A 26,219-nucleotide genomic window follows, 5' to 3' on the forward strand; every position below is an offset into this window, starting at 1 on the left:
CAGCATGTGGACCGCGCGATCACCGCGCCCCGGAACCGGCCGGTGCCTGCGCCTCCGCTTCCGTCTTCTCCGGGTCCTTGCCGCCCAGCGTCGCCTCGGCGGCCGCGTACAGATCGGCCGGGCGGACGCCGTTGAGGGCGGTGACCAGATGGCCGTCGGGGCGCACGAGCAGCACGGAGTGCGCCGGTGCGCCCGGGTAGGCCTCGGCGACCAGCAGCTCGGCGGGGTGCGGCAGCGCGGTCACGGCCGCGGCGAGCCGGGGCATGATCCCGGCGGAGACCCAGTGCTTGCGGTCCCACACGCCCGTACCGGGCGCGATGAGGACGACGAGCAGCGCACCGCGGCCGAGCCGTGAGCGCAGCTGTACGAAGGTGCCGTCCTCCGCGGTGACCCGGACGTCGGTGACCGGCGCCCCCGGCGGGGTGTCGACCGGGATCTCGTGCTCCAGGTGTCGGGGCGCGAGCGGCGAGTCGGCGTACGCCCCCGGCGCACCGAGCGGGCCGTGCCCCAGGTGACCGTCGGTGAGGAGCGCGTCGTGCCCCCGGGCCGTGCCGGGCACGATCCCGCGCAGCCCGCCACCGCCGCGCAGCACCGGCAGCACCTGGTCGGCGGCGCGCAGCCGGGCGGCGATCGCCGCCCGCCGCTCGGTCTGGTAGCTGTCGAGGAGCGCCTCGTGCGGGCCGTGGTGCCAGGCCGGAGCCAGCTTCCAGGCGAGGTTGTCCACGTCCCGCAGGCCCTCTTCCAGCCCGTGCGTGCCGAACGCGCCGAGGAGATGCGCCGCGTCCCCGGCGACGAACACCCGGCCCGCCCGCCACCGGCGCGCGAGACGGTGATGGACGGTGTGCACCCCGGTGTCGAGCAGGTCGTACGGCGGTGTGGTGCCGTCCGTCCAGCCCGCGAGGGTCTCACGGATCCGGTTCACCAGGAGCTCGGGGGTGACCAGGTCCTTGCCGGGCGGCAGCAGCCAGTCCAGACGCCAGGCGCCGTCCGGGAGGGGGCGGGCGGTCACCTCCCCGGCCGAGGGCCCGGACATCCGCCACGGCGGGGTCCGATGGAGCAACGCCTGACCGGGCCACGGAAGTTCCGTGCGCAGCGCGGCGACCGCGTGCCGCTCCACCGCCGTACGGCCCGGGAAGCGGATGTCCACGAGCTTGCGCACGGTCGAGCGGGGGCCGTCGCAGCCCACCAGGTAACTGCCGCGCCACCAGGTGCCCTTGGGGCCACGGGTGTGCGCGGTGACACCGGAGCGCTCCTGCTCCACGGTGTCCAGCCGGCTGTCCGTGGCGACCCTGACCAGCGGCTGGTCGGTGATCGCGGCGCGCAGGGCGTTGGTGAGCGTGTGCTGGGCGATGTGCAGCGGGGACGGTTCGCCGGCGTCGTCGAAGACGACCTCGCGCATCACCTGCCTGCGGCGCATCGAGCGCCAGCCGGTCCAGCGGGTGCCCAGCTCGTCGAGCGGGGCGCCGGACAGCCGCGTCAGCAGGGCGGCGGTGTCCTCGCGCAGCACCACCGTGCGCGCCGGGCGCGGCTCGTCCTTGCCCGGGCCCTCGTCCAGGACGACGGACGGCACTTCCTGACGCGCCAGCGCCAGGGCGAGCGTAAGCCCGACGGGCCCCGCTCCGACGATGATCACCGGGTCCACGGCGCGGCGCCCCCTGCCCGTACGCAAGTCCCGACGGACACGGATGAACAGGTCGTTGGAGCAGGGTGCACGATCACAGAACGTATGCAACAGACTGGGCGCCACCCGGTCAAGCGGCGCACCCGGGGACACGCCAGCATGGCGGGCGCGCGGGCCCCGGAACCCGGGTGAAAAAGGGGGAGGCAGCGGCCCGGCAGCCGCTGCCTCCGTGTCGGTCGCCCGGGTTGACCCGGGGTCAGGGGTTGGCGCCGCCCGCCCCCGCGGCGAAGGTGCCGGCGACCTCGCCCGCGTTGATGTCGTCGATGTCGGGGCCGAGGATCGCGCCCGTGCCACGCTTGCTGCGCCGCAGCCGACGCTCCAGCCACGAGGCGAACGTGGTGAGGATGAGGTTCAGGACGATGAAGATGACCGCCACGACGATGAAGCTCGGGATGACGTTGGCGTAGTTGGCGGCCAGGGTGCCGCGGGCGTTGAGCAGATCGGTGAACTGGAGCATCACGCCGCCCAGCGCGGTGTCCTTCACGATCACCACGAGCTGGCTGACGATGGCCGGCAGCATCACGGTGACCGCCTGCGGCAGCAGGATGCCTGTCATGGTCTGCCCCTTGCGCAGACCGATCGCGTACGCCGCCTCCGTCTGCCCCCTGGGCAGCGCCAGGACACCGGCCCGCACCACCTCGGCGAGCACCGAGGCGTTGTAGAGCACCAGGCCGGTGACGACCGCGTACAGCGGCCGTTCGTCGCTGCCGACGTCGGTGGAGCGGACGTAGAACTCCATGGCGAACAGCATCAGCAGCAGGACCGGGATCGCGCGGAAGAACTCCACGACGGCGCCTGCCGGGATGCGTATCCACGTGTGGTCGGACATCCGGGCTATGCCGAAGACCGCGCCCAGCGGAAGGGCGATGACCATGGCGAGGGCCGCGGCCTTGAGGGTGTTGCCGAGGCCGGGCAGCAGATACGTGGTCCACGCCTCGGAGGTGGTGAACGGCTGCCACAGGGCCCATTTCAGCTGGCCCTTGTCGTCCATTTTCTGCCAGACCCACCAGAGCAGGAGGGCGAGCAGCAGGACGAAGACGACGGAGAGGAGGACGTTGCGCCGCTTGGCCCGGGGCCCGGGGGCGTCGTACAGAACCGAGCTCATCGCTTCACCGCCAGGCGCTTGGCGAGCCAGCCGAGGAACAGGCCGGTCGGGAGGGTCAGGACCACGAAGCCGAAGGCGAAGACCGCGCCGATGGGCACCGTCTGGGCCTCGTTCTCGATCATCGTCTTCATCAGGGCGGCGGCCTCGACGACGCTGATCGCGGCGGCCACGGTGGTGTTCTTGGTCAGGGCGATCAGGACGTTGGCCAGCGGGTTGATCACCGCGCGGAAGGCCTGCGGCAGCACGATCAGCCGCAGGGTCTGCGAGAAGTTCAGCCCGATCGCGCGGGCCGCCTCGGCCTGTCCGACGGGCACGGTGTTGATGCCGGAGCGGATCGCCTCGCAGACGAAGGCCGCGGTGTAGGCGCTGAGGCCGAGCACGGCCAGCCGGAAGCCCTGGATCTTGAAGTCGTGGGCGCCCAGGGTGACGCCGAAGATGTCGGCGAGACCGAGCGAGGTGAAGATGATGATGACCGTCAGGGGGATGTTCCGGACGATGTTGACGTAGGCCGTGCCGAACCCGCGCATCAGCGGGACCGGGCTGACCCGCATCGCGGCCAGCAGGGTGCCCCAGACCAGGGAGCCCACGGCGGAGAAGACGGTCAGTTTCACCGTCGTCCAGAACGCCCCTAGGACGTCGTAGCCTTGAAGAAAGTCGAACACGATTTCCCGCGCTTCCGGGTGTGTGGCGTAGGTGGAGGGCATGGCGCGCCGCCGCCGGGGGAAGCGGTGGCGGCGGCGCGCCCGAGGAACCGTGCGACCTGCCGGATCCCTGCGTCGGCGGAGTTCCGCGGGGCGCGCGGAACCACTCCTTACTTGACGATCACGCCGACCTTCGGGGCGGGCTCGTTCTTGTAGTCGGCCGGGCCGAAGTTGGCGTCGACCGCCTTCTGCCAGGAGCCGTCGCTGACCATCTTCTCCAGCGCCGTGTTGATCTTGTCGAGGGTCGCGGAGTCGCCCTTCTTGACGCCGACGCCGTAGTTCTCGTTGCTCAGCTTCAGGCCCGCGAGCTTGAACTGGCCCTTGTACTTGTCCTGCGCGGCGAAGCCCGCGAGGATCGAGTCGTCCGTGGTCACTGCGTCGACGGAGCCGCTCTGCAGGCCGGCGATGCACTCCGAGTAGGTGCTGACCTCCTTGAGGTTGGCCTTCGGGGCGATCGTCTTCTGGACGTTCTGCGCCGAGGTCGAACCCGTCACGGAACACAGGTTCTTGCCGTTGAGGTCGGTGCCCTTGGCGATGGTCGAGGCCTTCTTGACCAGCAGGTCCTGGTGGGCCAGCAGATACGGGCCGGCGAAGTCCACCTTCTGCTTGCGCTCGTCGGTGATCGAGTAGGTGGCCGCGATGAACTTCACGTCACCGCGCGCGAGGGCGTTCTCACGGTCGGCGCTCTTGGTCTGCACGAACTCGATCTGGTTCGGCTTGTAACCGAGCTGCCCGGCGACGTACGTGGCCACGTCCACGTCGAAGCCCGAGAAGGAGCCGTCGGGCTCCTGGAGGCCCAGACCGGGCTGGTCGTACTTGATGCCGATCTTGATCTTGCCGCCGCCCGACGAACTGTCGTCGCCCTTGTCGCTGCCGCCGCACGCCGTGGCGGACAGGGCGAGCGCGAGTACGGCGGCCGAGGCGGCGGTGACCTTGCGGAGCTGCATGATGAACATCCCTCGTTTTGGTGAAGACGTCTGGGAAAGGAAGCGGGTCCTGCTGCGTCTCAGTGGTGCAGGATCTTCGACAGGAAGTCCTTGGCCCGGTCGCTGCGCGGGTTGCTGAAGAACTGGTCGGGCGTGGCCTGTTCGACGATCCGGCCATCGGCCATGAAGACCACCCGGTTCGCGGCCGACCGCGCGAAGCCCATCTCGTGGGTGACGACGATCATCGTCATGCCGTCCCGGGCCAGCTGCTGCATGACCTCCAGGACCTCGTTGATCATCTCGGGGTCGAGGGCCGAGGTCGGCTCGTCGAAGAGCATGACCTTCGGGTCCATCGCCAGCGCCCGCGCGATCGCCACGCGCTGCTGCTGGCCGCCGGAGAGCTGCGCGGGGTACTTGTCGGCCTGGGTGCCCACACCGACCCGGTCGAGCAGGGCGCGGGCCTTCTCCTCGGCCTGCTTCCTGCCCGCCCTGCGGACCTTCACCTGACCGAGCATCACGTTTTCGAGCACCGTCTTGTGCGCGAAGAGATTGAAGGACTGGAAGACCATGCCGACGTCGGCGCGCAGCCGGGCCAGCTCCTTGCCCTCCTGGGGCAGCGCCCTGCCGTCGATCGTGATCGATCCGGAGTCGATGGTCTCCAGGCGGTTGACGGTGCGGCACAGAGTCGACTTACCGGACCCGGAGGGCCCGATCACCACGACGACCTCGCCGCGGGCGATCGTCAGGTCGATGTCCTGGAGCACGTGCAACGCGCCGAAGTGCTTGTTGACGCTCTTCAGGACGACCAGTTCGCCGGTCCCGGCCACATCTTCCTTGGCCACCGATACTTCGGTCATCGCTATCGGGCTCCGTCCTCCTCGGTTGCGGAGGAATGTATTTGGCGCGAATGACCAGCGTCATTACATCTGAGGGAGATCTGAGCATCACGATCCGATAGCATTCGGGCACATGTCGTAGCAGCTGTGGCCTGTGTGCGTATCGGCCGGGTAACGGAACCCGCGCGCCGCCGGAACCCACTTGACGCCGTCGTCGTCCATCAGCGTGACTGCCATCGTGCACGCGCGCGTACGCGCGTTTTCCACAAGGCACAGGTTCTCCGCGGGCAAGCGGAGAACGAACCAGGACGATACGACCGCTGAACCGGAGGGGGCCGGGATGAGACTGCTGCTCGTCGAGGACGACAACCACGTCGCCGCCGCACTCTCCGCGGTCCTGGCCCGGCACGGGTTCTCCGTCACCCACGCCCGCAGCGGCGAGGAGGCCCTCCAGGCGCTCGTCCCCGAGGGCGACGGCTACGACGTCGTCCTGCTCGACCTCGGACTGCCCGACCAGGACGGCTACGAGGTCTGTGGCAAGATCCGCAAACGCACCAGCACCCCGGTCATCATGGTCACCGCCCGCGCGGATGTCCGTTCCCGCATCCACGGCCTCAACCTGGGCGCCGACGACTACGTGGTGAAGCCGTACGACACCGGGGAACTGCTCGCCCGGATCCACGCCGTCAGCCGGCGCACCCACCACGAGGACGGCCCGGCCGGTGGCGACAACGCGCTCCGGCTCGGCCCCGTCCACATCGAACTGCCCACCCGCCAGGTCAGCGTGGACGGCACGGTCGTCCAGCTCACCCGCAAGGAGTTCGACCTGCTGGCGCTGCTCGCCCAGCGGCCCGGTGTGGTCTTCCGCCGGGAACAGATCATCAGCGAGGTCTGGCGCACCAGCTGGGAGGGCACCGGACGCACCCTGGAGGTGCATGTCGCCTCCCTGCGCGCGAAGCTGCGCATGCCCGCACTCATCGAGACCGTACGCGGCGTGGGTTACCGGCTCGTCGCCCCGGCCGCGTAGCGGGGACGGGTGAGCACACGTCTCCTCCCGCTGCTGATCGTCCTGCTCGCGGCCGTCCTGCTCGCCCTCGGCATCCCCCTCGCCGCCAGCGTGGCCGCCGCCCAGCAGCAGAAGGTCGTCGTGGACCGGATCGACGACACCGCGCGGTTCGCGGCCCTCGCCCAGTTCGTCACCGACGCGTCCACCACGTCACGTCCCACGGGGACCGACGAGCGCCAGGAGACCCTCCGCCGCGAACTCGCCAGCTACTACGGCGTCTACGGCATCCGTGCGGGCGTCTTCTACCGCAACGCGTCCTCCATGGCCAACGCGCCCGCCGACTGGGTCCTGCCGAAGACGGGCGAGGTGCGCGAGGCCTACGACGAGGCGCTGCTCAGCCGGCGCAGCCACGACCCGCGGCAGGTGTGGCCCTGGCAGCGCACCCGGCTCGTGGTGGCCTCGCCGGTGATCCGCGACGGTGACGTGGTCGCCGTGGTGGTCACCGACTCGCCCACCGGGCCGATGCGTTCACGGACCCTGCGCGGCTGGCTGTTCATCGGCGCCGGCGAGATCGCCGCGATGCTGCTCGCCGTCGGCGCGGCGCTGCGGCTGACCGGGTGGGTGCTGCGGCCCGTACGGGTGCTCGACGCCACCACCCACGAGATCGCCAGCGGCCGGCTCAAGTCCCGGGTCGCGGCGGCCGGCGGTCCGCCGGAACTCAGACGGCTGGCCCGGGCGTTCAACGAGATGGCGGACAACGTCGAGGACGTGCTGGAGCAGCAGCGGGCGTTCGTCGCCGACGCCTCCCACCAGCTGCGCAACCCGCTGGCCGCGCTGCTGCTGCGCATCGAACTGCTCGCCCTCGAACTCCCCGAGGGCAACGAGGAGATCGCCTCGGTCCGCACCGAGGGCAAGCGGCTCGCCCAGGTCCTGGACGACCTGCTCGACCTCGCGCTGGCCGAGCACGCCGAGGCGGACCTGATGCTGACGGACGTCGGACGGCTGGCGGCGGAGCGGGTCGCGGCGTGGGCGCCGGCCGCGGCGGCGAAGGGGGTCCGGCTGAGCGGGGAGTGCCCGGCGACCACCGGGTGGGCCGACCCGATCACGTTGTCCAGCGCGCTGGACGCGGTGATCGACAACGCGGTGAAGTTCACGCCGGAGGGGGGCGTGGTCGAGGTGGGCGTCGCGGCCGACGGCGCCATGTCGACGGTCGTGGTGACCGACACGGGGCCGGGGCTGACCGATGAGGAACTCGCGCGGGTCGGCGACCGGTTCTGGCGCAGTGGGCGGCACCAGAACGTGAAGGGGTCGGGGCTGGGGCTGTCGATCACGCGGGCGTTGCTGGCGGCGGGCGGGGGTTCGTTGTCGTACGAGCACCATGAGCCCGGCGGGTTGCGGGTGACGGTTTCGGTGCCGCGGAGCGGGTGAGAGGAAGTGCGGGGCGGTAGGGGCTGGTCGGTGGTGCTTCAGGGCTTCACCGAGCGGTAGTACCGTCGTGCGCCCTCCTGCAAGGGCAGGGGGTCGGTGTAGATCGCTGTGCGGAGGTCCACCAGCTGGGCCGAGTGGACGTGGGCGCCGATGTCGTCGCGGCTCTTGATGACCGTGCGGGTCACCCACTCGGTGAGGCGTGGGTCCATGTCCTTGCGGGTCATGAGGAGGTTGGAGACCGCGATCGTCGCCACCGTCGTGCCGTGCTGCACCGACGGGTACGCCGACTCCGGCATGTTGGTCGCCCGGTAGTAGAGCGCGGCCTCGCCCTCGGAGTGCAGCTTGTTGACGAGGCTGTCGTCTATCGGCACGAAGGTGAAGCTGAACTTCTTCGCGAGGTCCAGCAGTCCCTTGGTGGGCAGCCCGCCCGACCAGAAGAACGCGTCGATCTTGCCGCGCCGCAGCTGGTCCGGGCCGGTGTCGATGCCTTCTGCCACCGGGGTGATGTCCTTCGCGGGGTCGATCCCGGCGGCACCGAGCACCCGGTTGGCGATCAGCCGCACACCCGAGTTGGGCAGTCCTATCGCCACCCGCTTGTGCCGCAGCTGCGCGATGCTGGTGATGCCCGAGTCGCGCCCCACGACGAGCTGGACGTAGTCGTCGTAGAGCCGCGCCACGCCGCGCATCCGGTCGGCACCCCGGCCGTCGTTCAGTTCGTACGTCTCCACCGCGTCGGCCGCCGCGATGGTGAAGTCGGCCTGACCGGTCGCCACCCGCCGCACGTTCTCGTACGACCCCGCGCTCTGGACCAGTTTCACCTTCAGGCCCGGCATGTCCCGGCCCAGCTCGGTGCGCAGCCGCTCGCCGTACTCCTGGTAGACCCCGCGCAGCGTCCCGGTGCTGAAGGTGATCGTCCCGGTCGGCGGCTCCTCGCCCAGCGGCAGCAGCCACCACAGCAGCAGGCCGAACGCGACGAAGCCGGCGGCCGAGCCCTGGAGCGCGCGGCGCCTGCCGATACGGGGGAACACCTTTGACATGCGCGCGATCCTGCCAGCCGGTCCCGCTCCTGACCAGGGCCGGGCCAGGACAGGACGGCGGACCGGGAGTGTCAGTGGCGGCGGCTAGAGTCGTTCGCATGACCAGCTCCTCGCCCGCCCGCCTCGTCCGAGAGTTCCACCATGCCTTCGGCCTGGACGCCCGCACCACACCGGCCGAGGTCTCTCCCGAGCTGGCCGCGCACCGGGGGGAGTTGCTCGCCGAGGAGGCCGCTGAGGTCGCCGAGGTGGCGGTCGACGGGCCCCTCGACCGACTCGCGCACGAACTGGCGGACGTGGTCTACGTGGCGTACGGCACCGCGCTGGTGCACGGCATCGACCTCGACGCGGTGATCGCCGAGATCCACCGGTCCAACATGAGCAAGCTGGGGCCCGACGGGCAGGTCGCCCGCCGGGCCGACGGAAAGGTGCTGAAGGGCGAGCACTACCGGGCGCCGGACGTCTCGGCCGAGCTGCGCCGCCAGGGCTGGATACCGGGGGCCGCGGACTGACCCGGGCTCAGAGCGTGCCGCCCGCCAGCTTCCACTCGCGGTGCAGGGCGCCCAGCGGGACGCTCCGCTGCAGCACCGGCGTACCGAAGATCGACAGCTGGAGGCGCAGGGTGCCGGAGAGGTCGACGCCGCCGTAGAGGTTCCAGGCGCCGTGGGCGTCCGCGCCCGGGGTCGCGGAGGTGGCGGTGACCGTGCCGGAGGCTTCGCCGCGCAGGTAAGGGGCCAGGTCGGCGGTGACGCCGACGGCGCCGTAGAGGCCGACCGAGGCCTCGGCGCCCAGCGCGGTCTTGACGCCGCCGGTGGTGGTCACCGAGGTGCGCACCGGCGTGCTCGTCATGTCGGAGCTGCTCACCGGCGTCCAGCCCTGGGCCGTGCCGAAGGTGCCGCCCGCCTTGAAGTCGCCCTTGAGGCTCTGTTCCACGTCGACGGTGATCCTGCCGTCGCCGGTGATCTGGAGATAGCAGGTCAGGTCGAGGTTGACCACGACGGGGACCGGGCCGACCTGGAGGACGGGGTCGGCGTGCAGCTTGGCGAAGGGGATGCGCAGCGGGGTGGCCGTGCCCGCGGCGGCCCTGCCCTTGACCGCCCAGCCCGAGTCCCAGTCGCCGGACACGCCGAGGTAGGCGGAGCCGGGCGTGGTGCCGGTGCCCGCGCCGCCGTAGGCGAAGTCGACCTGCGGGGCGACCTGGACGAAGCCGGACACCGAGGCCGAGGCGGAGGCCGGAGCGCCCGCGGCGGTCGGGACCTCGGCGCTGACGTCCAGCCGGAGGCTGCCGAGCGGCACGGTGGCGCCCGCCGGGCCGACGCGCACATCGCCGGACTTGGCCCAGGACACCTTGACGTCGGGCAGCAGCTTGTCCACGTCGAAGGCGTCCGGATCGACCGGCACGGTGCCCTTCGCCGTGTCGTCGCCGAGCAGGGCGTCGAGCGTGGCGGGCGCGGTCTGCACCTCGGTGCCCTCGTCGGTCTCGCCGATCACCTTGGTGACCTTGGCCAGCAGTCCGTCCGGGGCGCCGGGCGCGGGGGCACTGGCGATCACGTCACCGACGGCGGCCTGTCCGGTCGCTGCCGATGCCGACGGAGACGCCGATGGCGCTGCCGATGATGATGTCGAGGGGCTGGGGGAGATGGTCGGGGAGGTCGAACTCCCCTTGGCCGACTTGGATATGACGGCTCGTCGGGTCTTGCTGTCGTACGAGCCGACGGTGAGCGTGGTGCGGTGCGCCGGGCGGCCCGAACCCGCCGAACCGGCGGCCGCGGTCGTGGTGGCGGCGGGCGCGGCGGCGACGGCGAGCGCCTGGCCGTCCGTGCGGGCGGCGGCGGTGTCGTCGGAGGCCCGGGCGGTCTCCTGGGCGCGGTCCCCGGCGGTGCTCTGGTGCTGGGGTGCGGAGCAGCCCACGGCGAGAAGGAGGGCGGTCACGGCGAAGGCGGGCAGGACGGCATGCCCGGGCCTCGTGCGTCTGCGCAAGGTCAGTCCTGAGGGTGGGGGGTGGCGAAGAGACACCGACGATGGCTACCGACGGGTAGAACCGGCCGGTAACTCCGTGTGGCCCCGAGCATGCCACGCCCGCGGACACCTGGCCTCCACAATCCGGCCACAGCCCAACGTGACCTGAACCACGGCGACTTCAGGCCGCCGTGGCCGTTTCCGGGAAGGTCAGCCCTGCTGCGCGGCGGCCCGGCGCTGCCGCTTGCCGAGGGGGGCCTGGGAGAGGTCCTCCGCCCTGGACCGGAGGTTCTTGTAGCCGTAGCCGCGCTCGCCGAGCCACGCCCTGGCCGCCTCCTCGGCGCGTTCGGTGGCCTCCGGGATGTCCTCCTCTTCCTCTCCGGTGTCCAGGAAACGGAAGGTGAAGGCGGCCCGTGCGGCGATGTCGTAACTCAGATGGCCCTCGGGGGTGAAGGCCGCGCGCAGCACGTCGTGGTCGGCGGCCCGGGACAGCAGTTCGGCGCGCTGCTCGGCGTCGAGGCCGTCGAAGACACCGCGGACGGTGACGCGGAAGGTGCGGGTGGTCATGCCGCGACCCTAGGCAGGGCAGGGCGCGCCGTTCCAGCGGATTTACGGCACCCCGCGGGCCCTCCTGGCCGTCGAACCGGCCGAACCGGTCGAGCCGGAAATGGCGGTGGCCGGCCGGCCCCCTCAGCCGCCGACCTGGCCGAGCCGCAGGTTCCAGCGGCCCGGGCCGCCGGTGACCTCCGTCGCCGCAAGTGGCGGGACGTCCACGCGCCAGAACGCGGTCTCGCGCGCCCCGAGCGCGTGCAGTGTCACGGCCCGTACCACCTCCGGCTCCACCACCGCGATCGTCCGGCCGGCCGTGCGGCCCGTCGCCTCCAGCCACTCGGTGACCCGCGCGCAGAACTCCCGTACCGATTCGCCTCCGTGCGGCGCGGCTCCCGGCTCGGACAGCCACCGGACCAGTGCCTCCGGTTCGGCGGCGCCGACCTCCTCCAGCGTCCGGCCGCGCCAGCGACCCGCGTCCAGGCCCGCCAGGCCGGGCTCCGCCGAGGCGTCCAGGCCCAGCGCGGCCGCCGTCTCACGGCAGCGCACGCTGGGGGAGCTGACCGCACGGCCGGCGGGCAGCGACAGCGCCACCGCCGCCGGGTTCTCGATGGAGTCGCCGTCGTCGAAGCGGGCCCGCCGCAGCGAGGGGGTGATCGCCGGGGCTATGAGGATGACTCGGCAGGTCACGGGGCGGTTCCTCCTGGAGCGTCCATCGGGTACGGGGGCCGGGCGCGCACGACAGTACGCGGTCCGGCAGCCGGACCGGCACGGCACCCACACCGGCTCGCCCTGGAGTCCGAGGGCTTCGCCGGCACCGTCGATCCCGGTCGCGCGGCCGTCCGCTTCACCGACCCCGATGGACTCCTCGCCCGGGCCGCGCTCGGCCCGTACGTCGTCCCGCCCGTGAACGGCGACGCCCATCTGGACGCCCCGAACGTCAACATGGTCACCTGCGGCGGCCAGGCCACCATCCCGATCGTGTCGGCCGTCGCCGCCGTGACGCCCGTGCACTACGGCGAGATCGTCGCCTCGATCTCCTCCCGCTCCGCCGGCCCCGGCACCCGCGCCAACATCGACGAGTTCACGGAGACCACGGCCGCCGCCGTCGAGAAGGTCGGCGGCGCGGCCCGCGGCAAGGCGATCATCGTGCTCAACCCGGCCGAACCGCCCCTGATCATGCGGGACACCGTGCACTGCCTGGTCGGCGAGTGCGACGACGCGGCGGTGACGGCCTCGGTGCAGGAGATGGTCGCCCGCGTGCAGGAGTACGTCCCCGGCTACCGCCTCAAGCAGAAGGTGCAGTTCGAGCGGGTGGCCGCCGACGACCCGCTGCGCACCCTGGCGCCCGGCGACGCCGTGAAGGTGTCCGTCTTCCTGGAGGTGGAGGGCGCCGCCCACTACCTGCCCGCCTACGCCGGCAACCTCGACATCATGACCTCGGCCGCGCTGCGCACCGCCGAGCGGATCGCCGCCCACCCCCACTCTCGGCTTCGCCCGAGCGGGGGGACCCCCATCGCCCCGGAGGTGGCGTCCCGATGACCCGTCTGTACGTCCAGGACGTCACCCTGCGGGACGGCATGCACGCCGTCCGCCACCGCTACACCGTCGACCAGGCCCGCACCATCGCCGCCGCCCTCGACAGCGCCGGAGTCCGCGCCATCGAGGTCGCCCACGGCGACGGCCTGTCCGGCTCCAGCGTCACCTACGGCGTCGGCGCGCACACCGACTGGGAGTGGATCGAGGCGGTCGTGGGCGCCGTCCACCAGGCGATCCCGACCACTCTCCTCCTCCCCGGCATCGGCACGCTCCACGACCTCAGGCAGGCGCATGCCCTGGGCATCCGCTCGGTCCGGGTGGCCACCCACTGCACCGAGGCCGACATCTCCGCCCAGCACATCGCCGCCGCCCGGGAGCTGGGCATGGACGTGGCGGGCTTCCTGATGATGTCCCACCTCGCCGAGCCCGCCGAACTCGCCCGCCAGGCGAAGCTGATGGAGACGTACGGCGCGCACTGCGTGTACGTCACCGACTCCGGCGGCCGGCTGACCATGGACGGCGTCCGTGACCGGGTCCGGGCGTACCGCGAGGTCCTGGACCCGGCGACGGAGCTGGGCATCCACGCCCACCACAACCTGGGTCTGGGGGTCGCCAACTCGGTCGTCGCCGTGGAGAACGGCGTCACCCGCGTCGACGCCTCCCTCGCCGGCCAGGGCGCCGGGGCCGGCAACTGCCCGCTGGAGGCTTTCGTCGCGGTCGCCGACCTGCTGGGCTGGGAGCACGGCTGCGCCCTGTTCCCGCTGATGGACGCGGCCGACGACGTCGTGCGACCGCTGCAGGACCGTCCGGTGCGGGTGGACCGCGAGACCCTCACCCTCGGCTACGCCGGTGTGTACTCCAGCTTCCTGCGGCACGCCGAGGCCGCCGCCCGCAGGCACGGCCTGGACACCCGGGCGATCCTGGTCGAGGTGGGCCGCCGCAAGCTGGTCGGCGGGCAGGAGGACATGATCACCGACATCGCCCTGGACCTCGCCGGGCGCTGACCCACGTCGACGGGCGGCCTCGGTCCCCGTGCCGGCGGACGCGCCGCGACCTGCGGCCCCGTTGTCAGTGCCGGCTGACAGACTGGGCCGCGTGGACACTGAACGCCGGGAACTGGCCGCACGCTTCGTCGAGTTGCACAGGGAGGGCTGCTTCCTGCTCCCCAACGCCTGGGACGCGGGAAGCGCCCGCGTCCTGGAGTCGGCCGGTTTCCCGGCCGTGGCCACCACCAGCGCGGGGGTGGCCTTCTCCCTGGGCCGCCCGGACCACGACTACCACGACTACCTCGACACCTCGTCGGACGGCGACCGGGTCGACCGTACGACCATGATCCGCCGGATCGGCGAGATCGCCGCGGAGGTGCGGATCCCGGTGAGCGCGGACCTGGAGGACGGGTTCGGCGCGGCGCCCGAGACCGTCGCCGAGACGATCTCGATGACCCTCGCGGCCGGGGCGGCCGGCGGCAACATCGAGGACTTCACCGGCGACCGCTCCCGGCCGCTCTACGACCCGGAGCTTTCGGCGGACCGCATCCGTGCCGCCCGGGAGTCGGTCGACACGGCCGATGAGCCGTTCGTCCTGGTCGGCCGCACCGACGTGCTGCTGACCGGAGGACCGCTCGACGAGGCCGTCCGGCGGGCCAACGCGTACCTGGCGGCGGGCGCGGACTGCGCGTTCGTGCCGGGTGCGGCCGACGCCGGGACGATCGGCACCCTGGTGCGCGAGATCGACGGCCCGCTGAACGTGGTGATGGGCCTGACCGGCAACGCCGTGTCCCTGGCCGACCTGCGCGACCTCGGGGTGCGCCGGGTCACGGTGGGCGGCAGCATCGCCCGGGCGATGTACGCGCAGCTGCTCGGCGCGGCGAAGGAGCTGGCGGACCGGGGCACCTTCTCCTACGCCGAGCACCAGATCCCGCAGCCGGAACTGAACGAGCTCTTCCGGCGGAAGCCCGAGGCGGGCTGACCCGACCGGCCGGCGTCGGCGGTACGCGTCTTTCAGGAACTCACCCGGCGTCGCGTTCCTGCCGCCGGCGTCGGTACGCGCCGACGAGGAACACCCAGATCTCGCTGACCGTGGGGAACGGCGCGATGGTGTGCCGGAGCCGCTTCAGCGGGACCTCGCCGGCGACCGCGATCGTGGCCGAGTGCAGCAGCTCGCTGACCCCGGGGCCGACCATGGTCACCCCGAGCAGCACATCCCGGTCCACGTCCACGACCAGCCGGGCATGGCCGGTGTAGCCGTCGGCGTAGAGGTTGGCGCCCTGGGCGGCGTTGAAGTCGAGGTCGACCGTCTCGACGCGGTGCCCGGCGGCCGCCGCCTGCTCGGCGGTCAGGCCCACCGCGCCCGCCTCCGGGTCGGTGAAGAAGACCTGGGCCACGGCGTGCTGGTCGGCGGTGGTGGCGTGATCGCCCCAGTCCCCGTCGTCCAGCGGCCGCCCGGCGGCCCGCGCGCCGATGGCGTCCCCCGCCGTCCGCGCCTGGTACTTGCCCTGATGGGTGAGGAGCGCGCGGTGGTTGACGTCCCCGAGGGCATACAGCCACTCGCCCCCGACCCCGTCGACCAGGCAGGTGGTGTCCACGTCCAGCCAGGAGCCGGGGGTCAGGCCGACGGTCTCCAGGCCGATGTCGTCGGTGCCGGGGGTCCGTCCGGTGGCGAACAGGATCTCGTCGGCCTCCAGCTCGCTCCCGTCGTCGAGCGTGGCGGTCACCCGTCCGGCGGGGTCCGGGCGGCGCAGGGCGGTCACCTGGACGCCGGTCCGCACGTCCGCGCCCGCCTCGGTCAGCCCCTGGGCGACCAGCTCACCGGCGAAGGCCTCCAGACGGGGGAGCAGCCGGCGGCGGACGAGCAGGGTGACCTGTGACCCCAGCCCCTGCCACAGCGTGGCCATCTCCACGCCGACCCCACCGCCGCCGACCACGATCAGCCGGGCGGGGACGGTGCTGGAGTCGGTGCCGTGCCGGTTCGTCCAGGGCCGGGCCTCCTCGATGCCCGGGATGCCGGGCAGCACCGGCCGGCTGCCGGTGGCGACGGCCACCGCGTGCCGGGCGGCGAGGGTCTGCCGGGCGCCGTCGTCCCGGGTGACGGTGACCCGGCGCGGCCCGTCGAGCCGGCCGTGGCCGCGGAAGAGGTCGGCGCCGATGGACTTGACCCACAGCGCCTGCCCGCTGTCGTCCCAGTCGGTGACGTATCGGTTGCGCCGGGCGAAGACGGCATCGTTGTCGAGCCGGCCGGTGACGGCCTGCCGGGCGCCGTCCACGCGGCGGGCGTCGGCGACCGCGATGACCGGCCGCAGCAGCGCCTTGCTGGGGACGCAGGCCCAGTACGAGCATTCGCCGCCGACGAGCTCCCGCTCCACGACGGCCACGGAGAGGCCGGCGCTCCGGGCCCGGTCGGCGACGTTCTGCCCGACCGGTCCGGCGCCCAGGACGATAAGGTCGTAAGTACCGTTTGTAGCGGTTTGGTGTGGTGCGCTCATTGCCGCCTCGCATGACGATCGGTGCCGGTCCGAGCTGCTGGGTCACCACCTCGGAGGCGGCGACTCCCTGTGCCGTACGGGTCATGTAACCGCTGGACGCGCGGAGTTGATCGCCCTACGGCCATACGCCTCACAAAGACCCGCCATAAGCGCAACCTCTGGCCGCCCGGCTCCCCTGACCGGTGCAAACGCGGTACGGCCGGGGCGGCGGCGGCCGGGGCGGCACACCGGTCCGCGCGCTTATGGGGGCCATCGGATCCGCCGACGGCGGGACCGGAATCCGCGGCGGGACCGGGCGCTTGTGGAGTCCCGTCACCTCACGGACGAGGCGACGGGACGACTGGTTCGTCTCCTGCATTTCATACCTGAGGACATCTCATGGGTACTGTTGATCTGACCGGACGCGTGGCCCTGCTGACCGGCGCCACCAGCGGTATCGGCGCCGCGACTGCGACCCTGTTCGCCGAACGGGGCGCTCATGTGCTGGTCGCGGGACGGGACGCGGAGCGCGGCGAGAAGGTGGTCGCGGCCGTCCGGGAGCGCGGCGGCAAGGCCGACTTCCTCGCGGCCGAGCTGCGGGACGCCGACTCGGTGCGGCAGCTGGCCAGGCGGGCCACCGAGCTGGGCGGCGGCCGCGTGGACATCCTCGTCAACAACGCCGGCATCTTCCCGTTCGGCGCGACGGCCGAGACGCCGGCCGGCGATGTGGACGCCGTCTACGACCTGAACGTGAAGGCGCCGTTCTACCTGGTGGCCGAGCTGGCACCGGGCATGGCCGAGCGTGGGCAGGGTGCGATCGTCAATGTCAGCACGATCGTCGCCGAGTACGGTCTCGCGGGCATGGCGCTGTACGGGTCGAGCAAGGCGGCGGTCAACCTGCTGACCAAGGCCTGGGCCGCCGAGTTCGGCCCGCGGGGCGTGCGGGTGAACGCCGTGGAGCCCGGCCCGACCCGTACCGAGGGCACGGCCGCCATGGGCGACGACCTCGACGCCCTGGCCGCCCAGGCGCCCGCTGGCCGGCCCGCCGAGGCACGGGAGATCGCCGAGGCGATCGCCTACCTGGCGAGCGACACGGCGAGCTTCGTACAGGGAGCGATCCTCCCGGTCGACGGCGGCCGCACGGCCGTCTGACGCACCGGATGGGGCGCCGGAACATGCCGCCCGGCGCCCCACGCGGGTCCGGTGGCGCCCCGCTGGCGTGCCAGGCTTCTCGGGCAGTGTCCCGGCCGTCTCCGGAGGCGTCTCCGTGTCCGGCCGTGTGTGGTGGGGCGGCCCCGAATCGCGGTCGGCGGTGTCGGGGTGTGCGGGTTCAGGCCCGTGGTGGACGGTCCAGGGTGGCGATGAAGTGGCCCAGGTCGCGGCGGCGGGAGTCGGACGGCCATACCGCCCAGGTGCGCCGCACCAGCGGGTGGCCGATCAGCGGTGACCAGGTCACATGGTCGGGCAACGGCTGCTGCCAGCCCGGTGGAGCCAGTGCGAAGGCCTGCCCGGAGGCGACCGCGGCCAGCTTCACGTCGGCGATCAGCGCCTGCCCCTCGGGTGCCTCGGGGCCGAGATCGAGGCCGTGCCCGCGCAGGACCGCGGTCAGCTCGTCGTACCAGGCGGGGCTTCCGGCCCGCGGGAACCCGACCCACTGCAACGTGCCGAGCGCGTCGAGCGGGATGCCGTCGGGCCCGGCCAGCTCGGCGGCCTGATCGACGGCGACCAGCACACCGAGTTTCTCCCGTACGACGAGCAGCGCGTCGAACTCCGGCCCCGACGGCCGCTCCCGCAGAAAGCCGATGTCGAGGTCGGCGGCGCGCAACGCGGTCAGCTGGTCCGCCGTGGACAGATGCCGGGCCTGCACCCGCGTCTCCGGATACGCCTCGGCCAGTTCGGCGAGCGCCGGGTCGAGCAGCCCGGACGGCAGCTCCAGGGGGATCCCGATGCGCAGCGCCCCGCCGCCCGGACCGGCGTACCCGGCCATCACCCGCAGCGCCTGATCGTGCCGGGCGAGCACCGCCCGTGCCTCGCCGGCCAGCGCGGTACCCGCATCGGTCGCCCGGACCCCGCTGCGCCCGCGCACCAGCAGCCGTACGCCCAGCTGCCGCTCCAGTCCGCTGATCGTCTGGGACAGAGCGGGCTGGCTCACATGCAGCCGCCGCGCGGCCGCGGACAGCCCGCCCTCCTCCACCACCGCCACGAACGCCCGCAGCTCCCGCAACTCCATGCCGCCCATGCCATCACGCCCACCGACGGGAGTCACGCGCTTGCACAGTTCTCACGCAGCCCATCTTTTATGGCGATAACACTTATCTCAGACTATCTACCACGAATGGGAAACAGTGGAGCATTCCGCTCGTTGGTATGTACGACGGCGAATAACCGGCAGGTCTGTATTCGCCGCCGATGGAAACCACCATCGAGGATCGGAGTGCAGCGATGTCGCTGACGTCATCCGAACGGCCGTACGCCGCTCGCGCGGGCACGGTGAACGCCGAGACCAGGAACCTCACCGAGCGCGTCGAGCGAGCGCGGCACGGCGACCGCTCGGGCGCCCTGCGCGCCGCGGTGTTCGGCGTCAACGACGGCCTGGTCTCCAACACGGCCCTGGTGATGGGCTTCGCCGGATCCGGCGTCGCCGGCACGGCCGTCCTGTTCGCCGGAGTCGCCGGACTGCTGGCCGGAGCCTTCTCCATGGCCGCCGGAGAGTACATCTCCATGCGCAGCCAACGCGAGGCCTACGAACGGGAGATAGCGGTCGCCGCCGACCAGCTGCGCGCCGACCCGGGCGCCCATGAGGCCGAACTCGTCCAGGTCTACCGGGACAAGGGACTGGACGCGGACGACGCCCGGCATGTCGCGACGACCATCATGCGGGACCACGACACCGCCCTGAACACCGTGGTCCGCGAGGAACTCGGCCTGGACCCGGACGAGTTGGGTTCGCCGTGGTCGGCGGCGTTCTCCAGCCTCGCCTCGTTCGCCGTCGGCGCCCTGGCCGCCGTACTGCCCTTCCTCTTCCTCACGGGAACGGCCGCCCTGCTCCTGGCCGTCGCCCTGGCGGGCAGCGCCCTGTTCGCCGTCGGCGGTGCGATCGGCCTGCTCACCGGCCGGGCGCCGCTGCGCTCCGGGGCCCGCCAGCTCTTCGTGGGCGCCCTCGCCGCCGCGGCCGTCTTCGGCATCGGGCATGTGATCGGCGCCAGAGTCGGCTGACGCCGATCGACAGCACAACCGAACGAACTCATCACGCACGGAGGACAACCATGCGCAGCACCACACTGGGATCGACCGGACTGCGGGTCTCCCGCATCGCCTTCGGTACCTGGCAACTCGGCGGGGACTGGGGCGCCTTCGCCGAGGACGACGCCCGAAAGGCAATCAGCCGGGCCCGCGAGCTCGGGGTGAACTTCTTCGACACCGCCCAGGGGTACGGCTTCGGCGCCTCGGAACGCCTGCTCGGAGCCGCCCTGCGAGACGAACTCCGCCAGCACCGCGACGAGTTGGTGATCGCCACCAAGGGCGGCCTGCGCCGCACCGGCACCGGAGTCGCCCGGGACGCGAGCCCCGCCGCCCTGCGCGAGGGCGTCGACGCCAGCCTGACCGCGCTCGGCGTCGACCACATCGACCTCTACCAGGTCCACTGGCCCGACCCGGACGTGCCGCTCGCCGAGACCGCCGGCGCGCTCAAGGAGCTGGTCGCGGCCGGCAAGATCCGGCACGTCGGCGTCTCCAACTACTCCGCCGAGCAGATGGCCGAGTTCTCCCGCACCCTGCCGGTGGAGACGCTGCAGCCGCCGTACCACCTCTTCCGCCGCGGGATCGAGGACACCGTCCTGCCCTACACCCGCCGGCACGGCATCGGCGTCCTGGTCTACGGCCCGCTCGCGCACGGCCTGCTGACCGGCACCCTCGGTGAGGACACCGTCTTCCCCGCCGACGACTGGCGGGCGAAGAGCGATGTCTTCCGCGGCGAGACCTACCGGCGCAACCTCGGGGTCGTCCACGCACTGGAGGAGTTCGCGGCCTTCCGCGACATGACGGTCGGACAGCTGGCCATCGCCTGGACCCTGGCCCGGCCGGGCGTGGACGCGGCGATCGTCGGCGCGCGGCGCGTCCACCACGTCGAGGACAGCCTCGCGGCCGCGGACCTCACGCTCGACGAGACCGACCTCAAGGACATCGACTCGATCATGGCGGCGGCCACCCCGGTCGCCGGGCCCTCCCCGGAGAGTGTGTGATGACCATATCGACCGAACGGACCGAACGGACCGAACGGACCGAACGGACCGAACAGACAGGAAGGACCCGGGTCGCCGTCCTCGGCACCGGTGTCATGGGCGCCCCCATCGCGCGCAATCTGCTGCGTGCCGGGTTCGACGTGACGGTGTGGAACCGGACCCGGCAGCGGGCCGAGGCGCTGGCCGGCCTTGGCGCGCGGGTCGCCGGGACTCCGGCCGGGGCGGCCGCGGAGGCCGGGTTCCTGATCACCATGCTCACCGACGGCGCGGCTGTGGAGAGCGCGATGACCGGGGCCGACGGTGCCCTGACCGCGCTCGGCCCGGACGCGGTCTGGATCCAGATGAGCACGGTCGGCGTCCACGCCACCCGGCAGCTGGCGGAACTCGCCGAGGGGACCGCCGCGTTCGTCGACGCACCCGTCTCCGGGAGTTCCGAGCCCGCGGAACGGGGCGAGCTGCTCGTCCTCGCCTCCGGGGATCCGGCACTGCGCGCTCGCGTACAGCCGCTGTTCGACGCGCTGGGCCACCGGACGCTGTGGCTGGACCGCCTCGGCGATGGCAGCTGCTTCAAGCTGGTGCTGAACAACTGGCTCGCGGTCCTGGTCGAAGGCATGGCCGAGACCGTCAGCCTGACCAGTGTGCTCGGGCTGGATCCCGGTCTGGTGCTCGGCACCCTCACCGAGAGCCCACTGGGATCCCCGTACGCGACGGCCAAGGGCCGGGCCATGGTCGAGCACGACTTCGCCCCGGGTTTCCCGCTGCATCACGCGGGCAAGGACGCGGCCCTCGCCCTGGCGGCCGCCGACCACCGCGGGCTCGAACTGCCCCTCACCGAGGCGCTGCTGAAGCGCTGGGACGAGGCGATCGCGTCCGGCCATGCCACGGACGACGTGGCCGCAGCCATCACCGCGGCCGGCCCGGCACGGCTCTGAGGCAGGCGCGGCGGAAACGCGGGTTCAGTCCAGTTCCAGCGTGCCCACCGTCTGGTCTCCGCTGGTCACTCCGGTTGGCTGGAAGCCGAGGGCCGGATAGAAGCCTGTGGGGCCATCCGCTCCGGGATGCCAGGTGGTCGTCAGCCGTGTGCCTCCTCGGCGCCGGATCTCGCCGGCTACGGACTCCAGTGCGAAACGTCCGTAGCCTCGGCCCTGCTTTCCGTCCGAGATGTTGAGACGCCAGAGTCCGGAGCGGAAGTCGGTGCCTTTGCCGGTCCAGTCGATGTCGAAGAAGGCCATGAGGAACCCGACGACTTCGTCGCCATCGCAGATGAGCCGGGGCCATGCGACGCCGGGGTGGACATATGCCTCGGCGAGCGACTTCACCACGGGTGCCACCAGGTGTTCCTGGTCGGGGCGGACTTTCAGGTTGACAGCGGTCTCGAGGTTGTCGGGGGTGATCTCTTGCAGGTGCGGCGAAATAGGCGTGTCCGCACTCTAGGCAGGCGCTGCAAGCGATTTTCGGAGCGTGTTGCCCGTGATCAGCGTCATGATGAGTGCCGTAGTACTCGGCCGCGGTCGAGCCTCTCGGTGCCCGCGGGTCGCCCCTCGGGCCCCGGCAGGAACATGGCGTGGGCACGCGGACGCCGCCACGCGCCCTCGGTCCCCGCACGCCCTTCGCGGGCATCGCCCGCCCCAATAGCGCCGCTTGTCCCCTTATCGGCCGCGCACCTAGCCTTACACGGGTGCGCCGAAAGGAAACTCGGCCGATACGTGCGTACGGAGTTGTCGTTCGCCGCCGAGCAACAGAACCCCGACGCGAATTCCCCGGCGCCACGGCACTGCCTTTTCCCGTCCTTCGAAGGAGAAATCCTGCATGGATGTCGAGCCCATCGCGTTGGTAGGGATCGGGTGCACTCTCCCCGGTCGAGTGCACGGGCCGGACGACCTGTACACAGTGCTGCGGGAGGGGCGGGACTGTGTCGAGGAGATCCCCGCCAGCCGCTGGGACGTGGACAGACTCTATGACCCCGACCCGCTGGCTCCGGGCAAGACCTACATCCGGCACGGCGGATTCGTGGACGACGTCGACCGCTTCGACGCGGCGTTCTTCGGGATCTCGGACGCCGAGGCGGTCCGGATGGATCCGCAGCACCGCCTGCTTCTGCAGACCGTGTGGCACGCCCTCGAAAACGCCGGACAGGACCCCGCGGAACTGCGGGGCACCGACACCGGCGTGTTCCTCGCGCTGATGAACACCAACAACTACGGCACCCTCAAGCGCGACATCGAGGGGCTGAAAGGTGTCTCGGCCTACGACGCGATGAGCGACGCGAACAGCATCAGCGCCGGCCGGGTCGCCCACTTCCTCGACGTGAAGGGGCCCTGTTTCGCGGTCGACACCGCCTGTTCCGGTTCGCTGGTCGCCCTGCACCTGGCCCGGCAGTCCCTCCTCACCGGCGAGTGCGACTCGGCCGTCGTCGCCGGCGTCAACCTGATCCTCCACCCCGACGTCCATGTCGCCTTCTGCAAACTGGGGCTGTTCTCCCGCAGCGGGCAGTGCCGGGCGTTCGACGCCAAGGCGGACGGCTATGTCCGCAGCGAGGGCTGCGTGGCCGTACTGCTGCGCCGGCAGTCGGTCGCGGAGGAACGGGGCGACCCCATCCTGGCCACCGTCGTCGGCAGCGCGATCAACCACGACGGGCACACGCCCGCGCTGACCGCCCCCAACGGCCGTACCCAGGAGCAGGTGATGCGCACCGCGCTCGCCCGCAGCGGCGTCGACCCCGCCGAGGTCGACTACGTCGAGGCGCACGGCACCGGAACCCCGGTCGGCGACCCCATCGAGATGGGCGCCATCTCCCGGGCCTACGCCCGGTCGCGCACCGCCGGCCGGCCGCTGTACGTCGGCTCGGCGAAGAGCAACTTCGGCCACACCGAGGCCGCCGCCGGACTCCTCGGCGTCGTCAAGGCCGCTCTCTCGCTGCACCGCGAGACCATCTACGCCAGCCTCCATCTCGACCGGCTGAACCCCAAGATCGACCTCGACGGTGCCTCGGTGGAGGTCCCCACCGAGGCCGTGCCCTGGCCCCGGACGGACGTCCCGCGGCTGGCCGCCGTCAACTCCTTCGGCTACAGCGGCACCAACGCGCACGCCATCCTGCGGGAGGCACCGCAGCCGAAGCCGCAGGCCTGGGCGGTCGCCGCGGAGCCGCGCCCGGCCGAGCTGCTGGTGCTGTCCGCCAAGTCCCCCGAGAGCCTGGACGTACTGGCCGAGCGCTGGGCGGAGTATCTGTCCAGGACCGATCGGGAGACCCTGCCTGCGGCCGTCTTCACCGCCGCCGCCGGACGCGCCGCGCACCGCCACCGCCTCGCGGTGACCGGGCGGGGCGGTATCGAGATCGCCAACGACCTGCGGCTGTGGCGGACCCGCCGGACCGCGCCGTCGGTCAGCGGCGGACACCCCGCGAAGCCCGCCAGGACCGCCTTCGTCTTCACCGGCCAGGGCGCGCAGTACCCGGGCATGGCCCGCGAACTGTACGGCGCCGAACCGGCCTTCGCCGCCGCCCTCGACCGGTGCGCCGAACTGCTCGACCCCGAACTGCCCGTACCCCTGCGGCAGTTGCTCTTCGAGGACCGGGCACCGCAGGCGCTCGACGACACCCGCCTCGCCCAGCCGGCGCTGTTCGCCGTGGAGTACGCGCTCGCCACCCTGCTGCGGTCCTGGGGAGTCGTCCCGGACGCGGTGGTCGGGCACAGCATCGGCGAGGTCGTCGCCGCGTGTGTCGCCGGCATGCTCTCCCTGGAGGACGCCGCCCGCTTCAGCGCGGTGCGCGGCCGGCTGATGGGCGAACTGCCGCGCGACGGAGTGATGCTGGCCGTGGCCGCCGACCCGGAGACCGTGCGGGGCTGGCTGTCGGGACGGGAGGCGGACGTCTCCGTCGTCGCCGTCAACGGCCCGCGTGCCGTGGTCGTCTCCGGGCGGGCGGCGGCCGTCGACGAGGTGGCCCGCCGTGCCGAGGCCGCGGGCAGCCGTACCACCCGGCTGCGTACCTCGCACGCCTTCCACTCGCCGCTGATGGACCCGGTCCTGGCCGAACTGGGCAAGGCGGCCGCCGGGCTGCGCACCACCGCCCCGGCCGTCCCGGTGTTCTCCAATGTCACGGGCGAGGCGCTGACCGGCGCGGAGGGCCCGGAGTACTGGAGTCAGCAGGCGCGCCGGCCGGTCCGGTTCCACGACTCCATGCGTGCGGTGGCCGCGCTGGGCTGCGGCGTGGTCCTGGAGATCGGCCCCCATCCCGCTCTGGGGCCGTACATCCCCGAAGCCTTCGGCGACACCGGCGTGACGGTGATCCCGACCATGCGCCGCGACGGGCGGGACACCCGTAACCTTCTCACCGCCGCGGGTGCCCTGTTCACGGCGGGAGCCGCCGTCGACCTCCCCGCCCTCTACCGGGGCCCGCACCACCGCCGTACCTCCACCGCCCCGCGCTACCCGTTCCGCAGGGACCGGTACTGGGTGCGGCCCGCGCCGGACGCCGGACCCGGCGACACGGCGGCCGTGGCCGCACCTCAGTCGCAGGTACCGGCCGCGCCGTCGGTGCCCGTACCGCGGCAGGCCGCCGCCCGGATCGTGCGCCGGCACGAGGTGCGGGCGGGCACGCCCTGGGCCGACCACCGGGTCCTCGGGGCGACCGTGTTCCCGGCCACCGGCTATCTGGAACTGGCCCTCGACGCCTACGCGGCGGACACGGCCGTCGAGTTCACCGACGTCGACTTCCTGCGCCCGCTGATCCTGGCCCCCACGCGACCCAGCACCGTCCGGGTCGACCTGGAGGACTCCTCGACCGAGGGCGGCTACCGGTTCACGGTGGCCGGCGACGGGGACGGCGAGCCCCGCTACTGCCAGGGGAAGGCCGGTCCGGCCGACCGGCGGGACGCCCCCGTGACACCACCGGAGCAGCTGCGCGCGGCGATGCCCACGGCACTGCCGGCCGGCCGGCTCTACGGGCTGCTCCGCGAGGACGGCATGGAGTACGGCGCGAGCTTCTCCACCGTCCGCGAGCTGTGGCTGGACGAGACGGGCGGGCAGGCACTCGGCCGGATCACGGCCGCCCCCGACGGCGCGTCCCGCGTCAGCCACGCGCACCGCTTCGCCACCCTGCTCGACGGCTGTCTGCACCTGACCGCCGCCGCGGCGCGGGAGGGCGCCGCCAGGGGAGCCCACGTCCCGGTCGGCATCGGCCGGATGACCCTGCACGGACCGCTGCCCGACCAGGTCTGGGGACACCTCCGGCTGCGCCCGAACCCCGACGGGACGGCGTTCTCGGCGCGGCTGAGCGTGCTGGACGACTCCGGGAACCTCCTCGCGGACCTCGACGACATCGAGTTCCGGCGCATCGCCTCGCTGACCGGCACCTCGGCCGGCCCCGCCGCACCGGCCGACGGCCGCCCCCGGGAGAGCGGCGACTCACGGGCGGAACTGCGGGCCCGCGTCGAGCCCCTCCCGGCCGCCGAGCGCCGCCAGGTGGTCATCGGCTGGCTCGCCGACGAGATCGCCGACACCCTCGGCCGGATGTCCGCAGAGATGGAGATCGACCTGCACGACCTCGACCCGTCCCTGGCCCTGCTGGAGATCGGTCTCGACTCACTGAGCATCACCGAACTCCAGCGCCGCATCCAGGAGAAGCTCGACTTCCGCTTCAAGGCGATGGAGGCACTGGAGTACCAGAGCATCGAGGAACTGGCGGAGTACCTCCTCCAGCGCGTGATCCTGGCGGACCCGGCCACCACCGCCCGCCAGGGCTCCTGACCGCCACCC

The 26,219-nt window shown here is 72.3% G+C and carries 22 protein-coding genes and 1 pseudogene; 11 read left to right on the forward strand and 12 right to left on the reverse strand.

Annotated elements, in window-relative coordinates; all coding sequences use genetic code 11:
- Positions 1 to 19: 19 nt before the first annotated feature.
- The 5 genes from ACGFZQ_RS48660 to ACGFZQ_RS48680 form a co-directional block, all read right to left on the reverse strand.
- On the reverse strand, positions 20 to 1,642 hold the full coding sequence (locus ACGFZQ_RS48660; protein ID WP_393845973.1) for an FAD-dependent monooxygenase: 1,623 nt from the start codon (positions 1,640 to 1,642) through the stop codon (positions 20 to 22).
- 235 nt (positions 1,643 to 1,877) lie between these two features.
- Positions 1,878 to 2,786: an amino acid ABC transporter permease gene (locus tag ACGFZQ_RS48665; RefSeq protein WP_393845944.1), complete on the reverse strand. Its 909-nt coding sequence runs from the start codon at positions 2,784 to 2,786 to the stop codon at positions 1,878 to 1,880.
- Positions 2,783 to 3,448: an amino acid ABC transporter permease gene (locus ACGFZQ_RS48670; protein ID WP_393845945.1), complete on the reverse strand. Its 666-nt coding sequence runs from the start codon at positions 3,446 to 3,448 to the stop codon at positions 2,783 to 2,785. Before ACGFZQ_RS48670 ends, ACGFZQ_RS48665 begins: the two co-directional genes overlap by 4 nt.
- A gap of 149 nt (positions 3,449 to 3,597) precedes the next feature.
- A complete protein-coding gene (locus ACGFZQ_RS48675) occupies positions 3,598 to 4,434 on the reverse strand; it encodes a glutamate ABC transporter substrate-binding protein (protein ID WP_351728330.1) in 837 nt (278 codons plus the stop codon).
- Positions 4,435 to 4,493: 59 nt separating this feature from the next.
- On the reverse strand, positions 4,494 to 5,270 hold the full coding sequence (locus ACGFZQ_RS48680; protein ID WP_351728333.1) for an amino acid ABC transporter ATP-binding protein: 777 nt from the start codon (positions 5,268 to 5,270) through the stop codon (positions 4,494 to 4,496).
- A gap of 319 nt (positions 5,271 to 5,589) precedes the next feature.
- On the opposite strand from ACGFZQ_RS48680, the gene ACGFZQ_RS48685 reads away from it, so the two are divergent.
- Complete coding sequence (locus ACGFZQ_RS48685) at positions 5,590 to 6,276, forward strand: response regulator transcription factor (protein WP_351728335.1); 687 nt, start codon at positions 5,590 to 5,592, stop codon at positions 6,274 to 6,276.
- Positions 6,277 to 6,285: 9 nt separating this feature from the next.
- On the forward strand, positions 6,286 to 7,683 hold the full coding sequence (locus tag ACGFZQ_RS48690) for an ATP-binding protein (protein ID WP_393845946.1): 1,398 nt from the start codon (positions 6,286 to 6,288) through the stop codon (positions 7,681 to 7,683).
- Positions 7,684 to 7,721: 38 nt separating this feature from the next.
- On the opposite strand, the gene ACGFZQ_RS48695 is transcribed toward ACGFZQ_RS48690, so the two are convergent.
- Positions 7,722 to 8,720 carry a TAXI family TRAP transporter solute-binding subunit gene (locus tag ACGFZQ_RS48695; RefSeq protein ID WP_393845947.1) on the reverse strand — a complete coding sequence of 333 codons (999 nt, stop codon included), beginning with the start codon at positions 8,718 to 8,720 and terminating at the stop codon, positions 7,722 to 7,724.
- A gap of 98 nt (positions 8,721 to 8,818) precedes the next feature.
- Between ACGFZQ_RS48695 and ACGFZQ_RS48700 the strand changes: the two genes are divergently transcribed.
- Positions 8,819 to 9,229: a MazG nucleotide pyrophosphohydrolase domain-containing protein gene (locus ACGFZQ_RS48700; RefSeq protein ID WP_393845948.1), complete on the forward strand. Its 411-nt coding sequence runs from the start codon at positions 8,819 to 8,821 to the stop codon at positions 9,227 to 9,229.
- A 7-nt stretch (positions 9,230 to 9,236) separates the two neighbouring features.
- On the opposite strand, the gene ACGFZQ_RS48705 is transcribed toward ACGFZQ_RS48700, so the two are convergent.
- The 3 genes from ACGFZQ_RS48705 to ACGFZQ_RS48715 form a co-directional block, all read right to left on the reverse strand.
- Positions 9,237 to 10,697 carry a hypothetical protein gene (locus tag ACGFZQ_RS48705; protein ID WP_393845949.1) on the reverse strand — a complete coding sequence of 487 codons (1,461 nt, stop codon included), beginning with the start codon at positions 10,695 to 10,697 and terminating at the stop codon, positions 9,237 to 9,239.
- 189 nt (positions 10,698 to 10,886) lie between these two features.
- The gene (locus tag ACGFZQ_RS48710) at positions 10,887 to 11,243 is read right to left on the reverse strand and encodes a DUF6204 family protein (protein ID WP_393845950.1); all 357 of its coding nucleotides are present in this window, start codon (positions 11,241 to 11,243) and stop codon (positions 10,887 to 10,889) included.
- 123 nt (positions 11,244 to 11,366) lie between these two features.
- Entirely contained in the window at positions 11,367 to 11,915 is a 549-nt protein-coding gene (locus tag ACGFZQ_RS48715; RefSeq protein WP_393845974.1) for a histidine phosphatase family protein, read from the reverse strand.
- A 177-nt stretch (positions 11,916 to 12,092) separates the two neighbouring features.
- On the opposite strand from ACGFZQ_RS48715, the pseudogene ACGFZQ_RS48720 reads away from it, so the two are divergent.
- From ACGFZQ_RS48720 to ACGFZQ_RS48730, 3 genes and pseudogenes are all read left to right on the forward strand, one after another.
- Positions 12,093 to 12,767: pseudogene (locus tag ACGFZQ_RS48720) on the forward strand (acetaldehyde dehydrogenase (acetylating)); the annotation flags it as partial.
- Entirely contained in the window at positions 12,764 to 13,768 is a 1,005-nt protein-coding gene (gene dmpG / locus ACGFZQ_RS48725; protein ID WP_393845951.1) for a 4-hydroxy-2-oxovalerate aldolase, read from the forward strand. The pseudogene ACGFZQ_RS48720 and the gene dmpG, both read left to right, overlap by 4 nt.
- 91 nt (positions 13,769 to 13,859) lie before the next feature.
- Positions 13,860 to 14,732: an isocitrate lyase/phosphoenolpyruvate mutase family protein gene (locus ACGFZQ_RS48730; protein WP_393845952.1), complete on the forward strand. Its 873-nt coding sequence runs from the start codon at positions 13,860 to 13,862 to the stop codon at positions 14,730 to 14,732.
- Between the two features lie 40 nt (positions 14,733 to 14,772).
- Here ACGFZQ_RS48730 and ACGFZQ_RS48735 read toward each other — a convergent pair whose 3' ends face one another.
- Positions 14,773 to 16,245: a dihydrolipoyl dehydrogenase family protein gene (locus ACGFZQ_RS48735; RefSeq protein WP_393845953.1), complete on the reverse strand. Its 1,473-nt coding sequence runs from the start codon at positions 16,243 to 16,245 to the stop codon at positions 14,773 to 14,775.
- Positions 16,246 to 16,623: 378 nt separating this feature from the next.
- On the opposite strand from ACGFZQ_RS48735, the gene ACGFZQ_RS48740 reads away from it, so the two are divergent.
- Positions 16,624 to 17,376, forward strand: a complete 753-nt coding sequence (locus ACGFZQ_RS48740) for an SDR family NAD(P)-dependent oxidoreductase (protein WP_393845954.1) — start codon at positions 16,624 to 16,626, stop codon at positions 17,374 to 17,376.
- A gap of 178 nt (positions 17,377 to 17,554) precedes the next feature.
- On the opposite strand, the gene ACGFZQ_RS48745 is transcribed toward ACGFZQ_RS48740, so the two are convergent.
- Positions 17,555 to 18,490, reverse strand: coding sequence for a LysR substrate-binding domain-containing protein (locus tag ACGFZQ_RS48745; protein ID WP_393845955.1), 936 nt, complete (start codon positions 18,488 to 18,490; stop codon positions 17,555 to 17,557).
- Between the two features lie 176 nt (positions 18,491 to 18,666).
- On the opposite strand from ACGFZQ_RS48745, the gene ACGFZQ_RS48750 reads away from it, so the two are divergent.
- Genes ACGFZQ_RS48750 through ACGFZQ_RS48760 form a run of 3 tightly spaced genes read left to right on the forward strand, consistent with a single transcriptional unit; the run spans position 18,667 to position 21,397 of the window.
- Positions 18,667 to 19,440: a VIT1/CCC1 transporter family protein gene (locus ACGFZQ_RS48750; RefSeq protein WP_393845956.1), complete on the forward strand. Its 774-nt coding sequence runs from the start codon at positions 18,667 to 18,669 to the stop codon at positions 19,438 to 19,440.
- A 50-nt stretch (positions 19,441 to 19,490) separates the two neighbouring features.
- On the forward strand, positions 19,491 to 20,465 hold the full coding sequence (locus ACGFZQ_RS48755) for an aldo/keto reductase (protein ID WP_393845957.1): 975 nt from the start codon (positions 19,491 to 19,493) through the stop codon (positions 20,463 to 20,465).
- Positions 20,465 to 21,397: an NAD(P)-dependent oxidoreductase gene (locus tag ACGFZQ_RS48760; RefSeq protein WP_393845958.1), complete on the forward strand. Its 933-nt coding sequence runs from the start codon at positions 20,465 to 20,467 to the stop codon at positions 21,395 to 21,397. Before ACGFZQ_RS48755 ends, ACGFZQ_RS48760 begins: the two co-directional genes overlap by 1 nt.
- A gap of 24 nt (positions 21,398 to 21,421) precedes the next feature.
- Here the strand turns inward: ACGFZQ_RS48760 and ACGFZQ_RS48765 are convergent, their stop codons facing one another.
- A complete protein-coding gene (locus tag ACGFZQ_RS48765; protein WP_393845975.1) occupies positions 21,422 to 21,880 on the reverse strand; it encodes a GNAT family N-acetyltransferase in 459 nt (152 codons plus the stop codon).
- 394 nt (positions 21,881 to 22,274) lie between these two features.
- On the opposite strand from ACGFZQ_RS48765, the gene ACGFZQ_RS48770 reads away from it, so the two are divergent.
- Positions 22,275 to 26,210 (forward strand): type I polyketide synthase, encoded by a 3,936-nt coding sequence (locus tag ACGFZQ_RS48770; RefSeq protein WP_393845959.1) that lies wholly within the window; start codon positions 22,275 to 22,277, stop codon positions 26,208 to 26,210.
- The last annotated feature ends 9 nt before the right edge of the window (positions 26,211 to 26,219 follow it).

It is taken from the genome of Streptomyces sp. NPDC048254, assembly GCF_043201895.1.
Classification (GTDB): Bacteria; Actinomycetota; Actinomycetes; order Streptomycetales; family Streptomycetaceae; genus Streptomyces.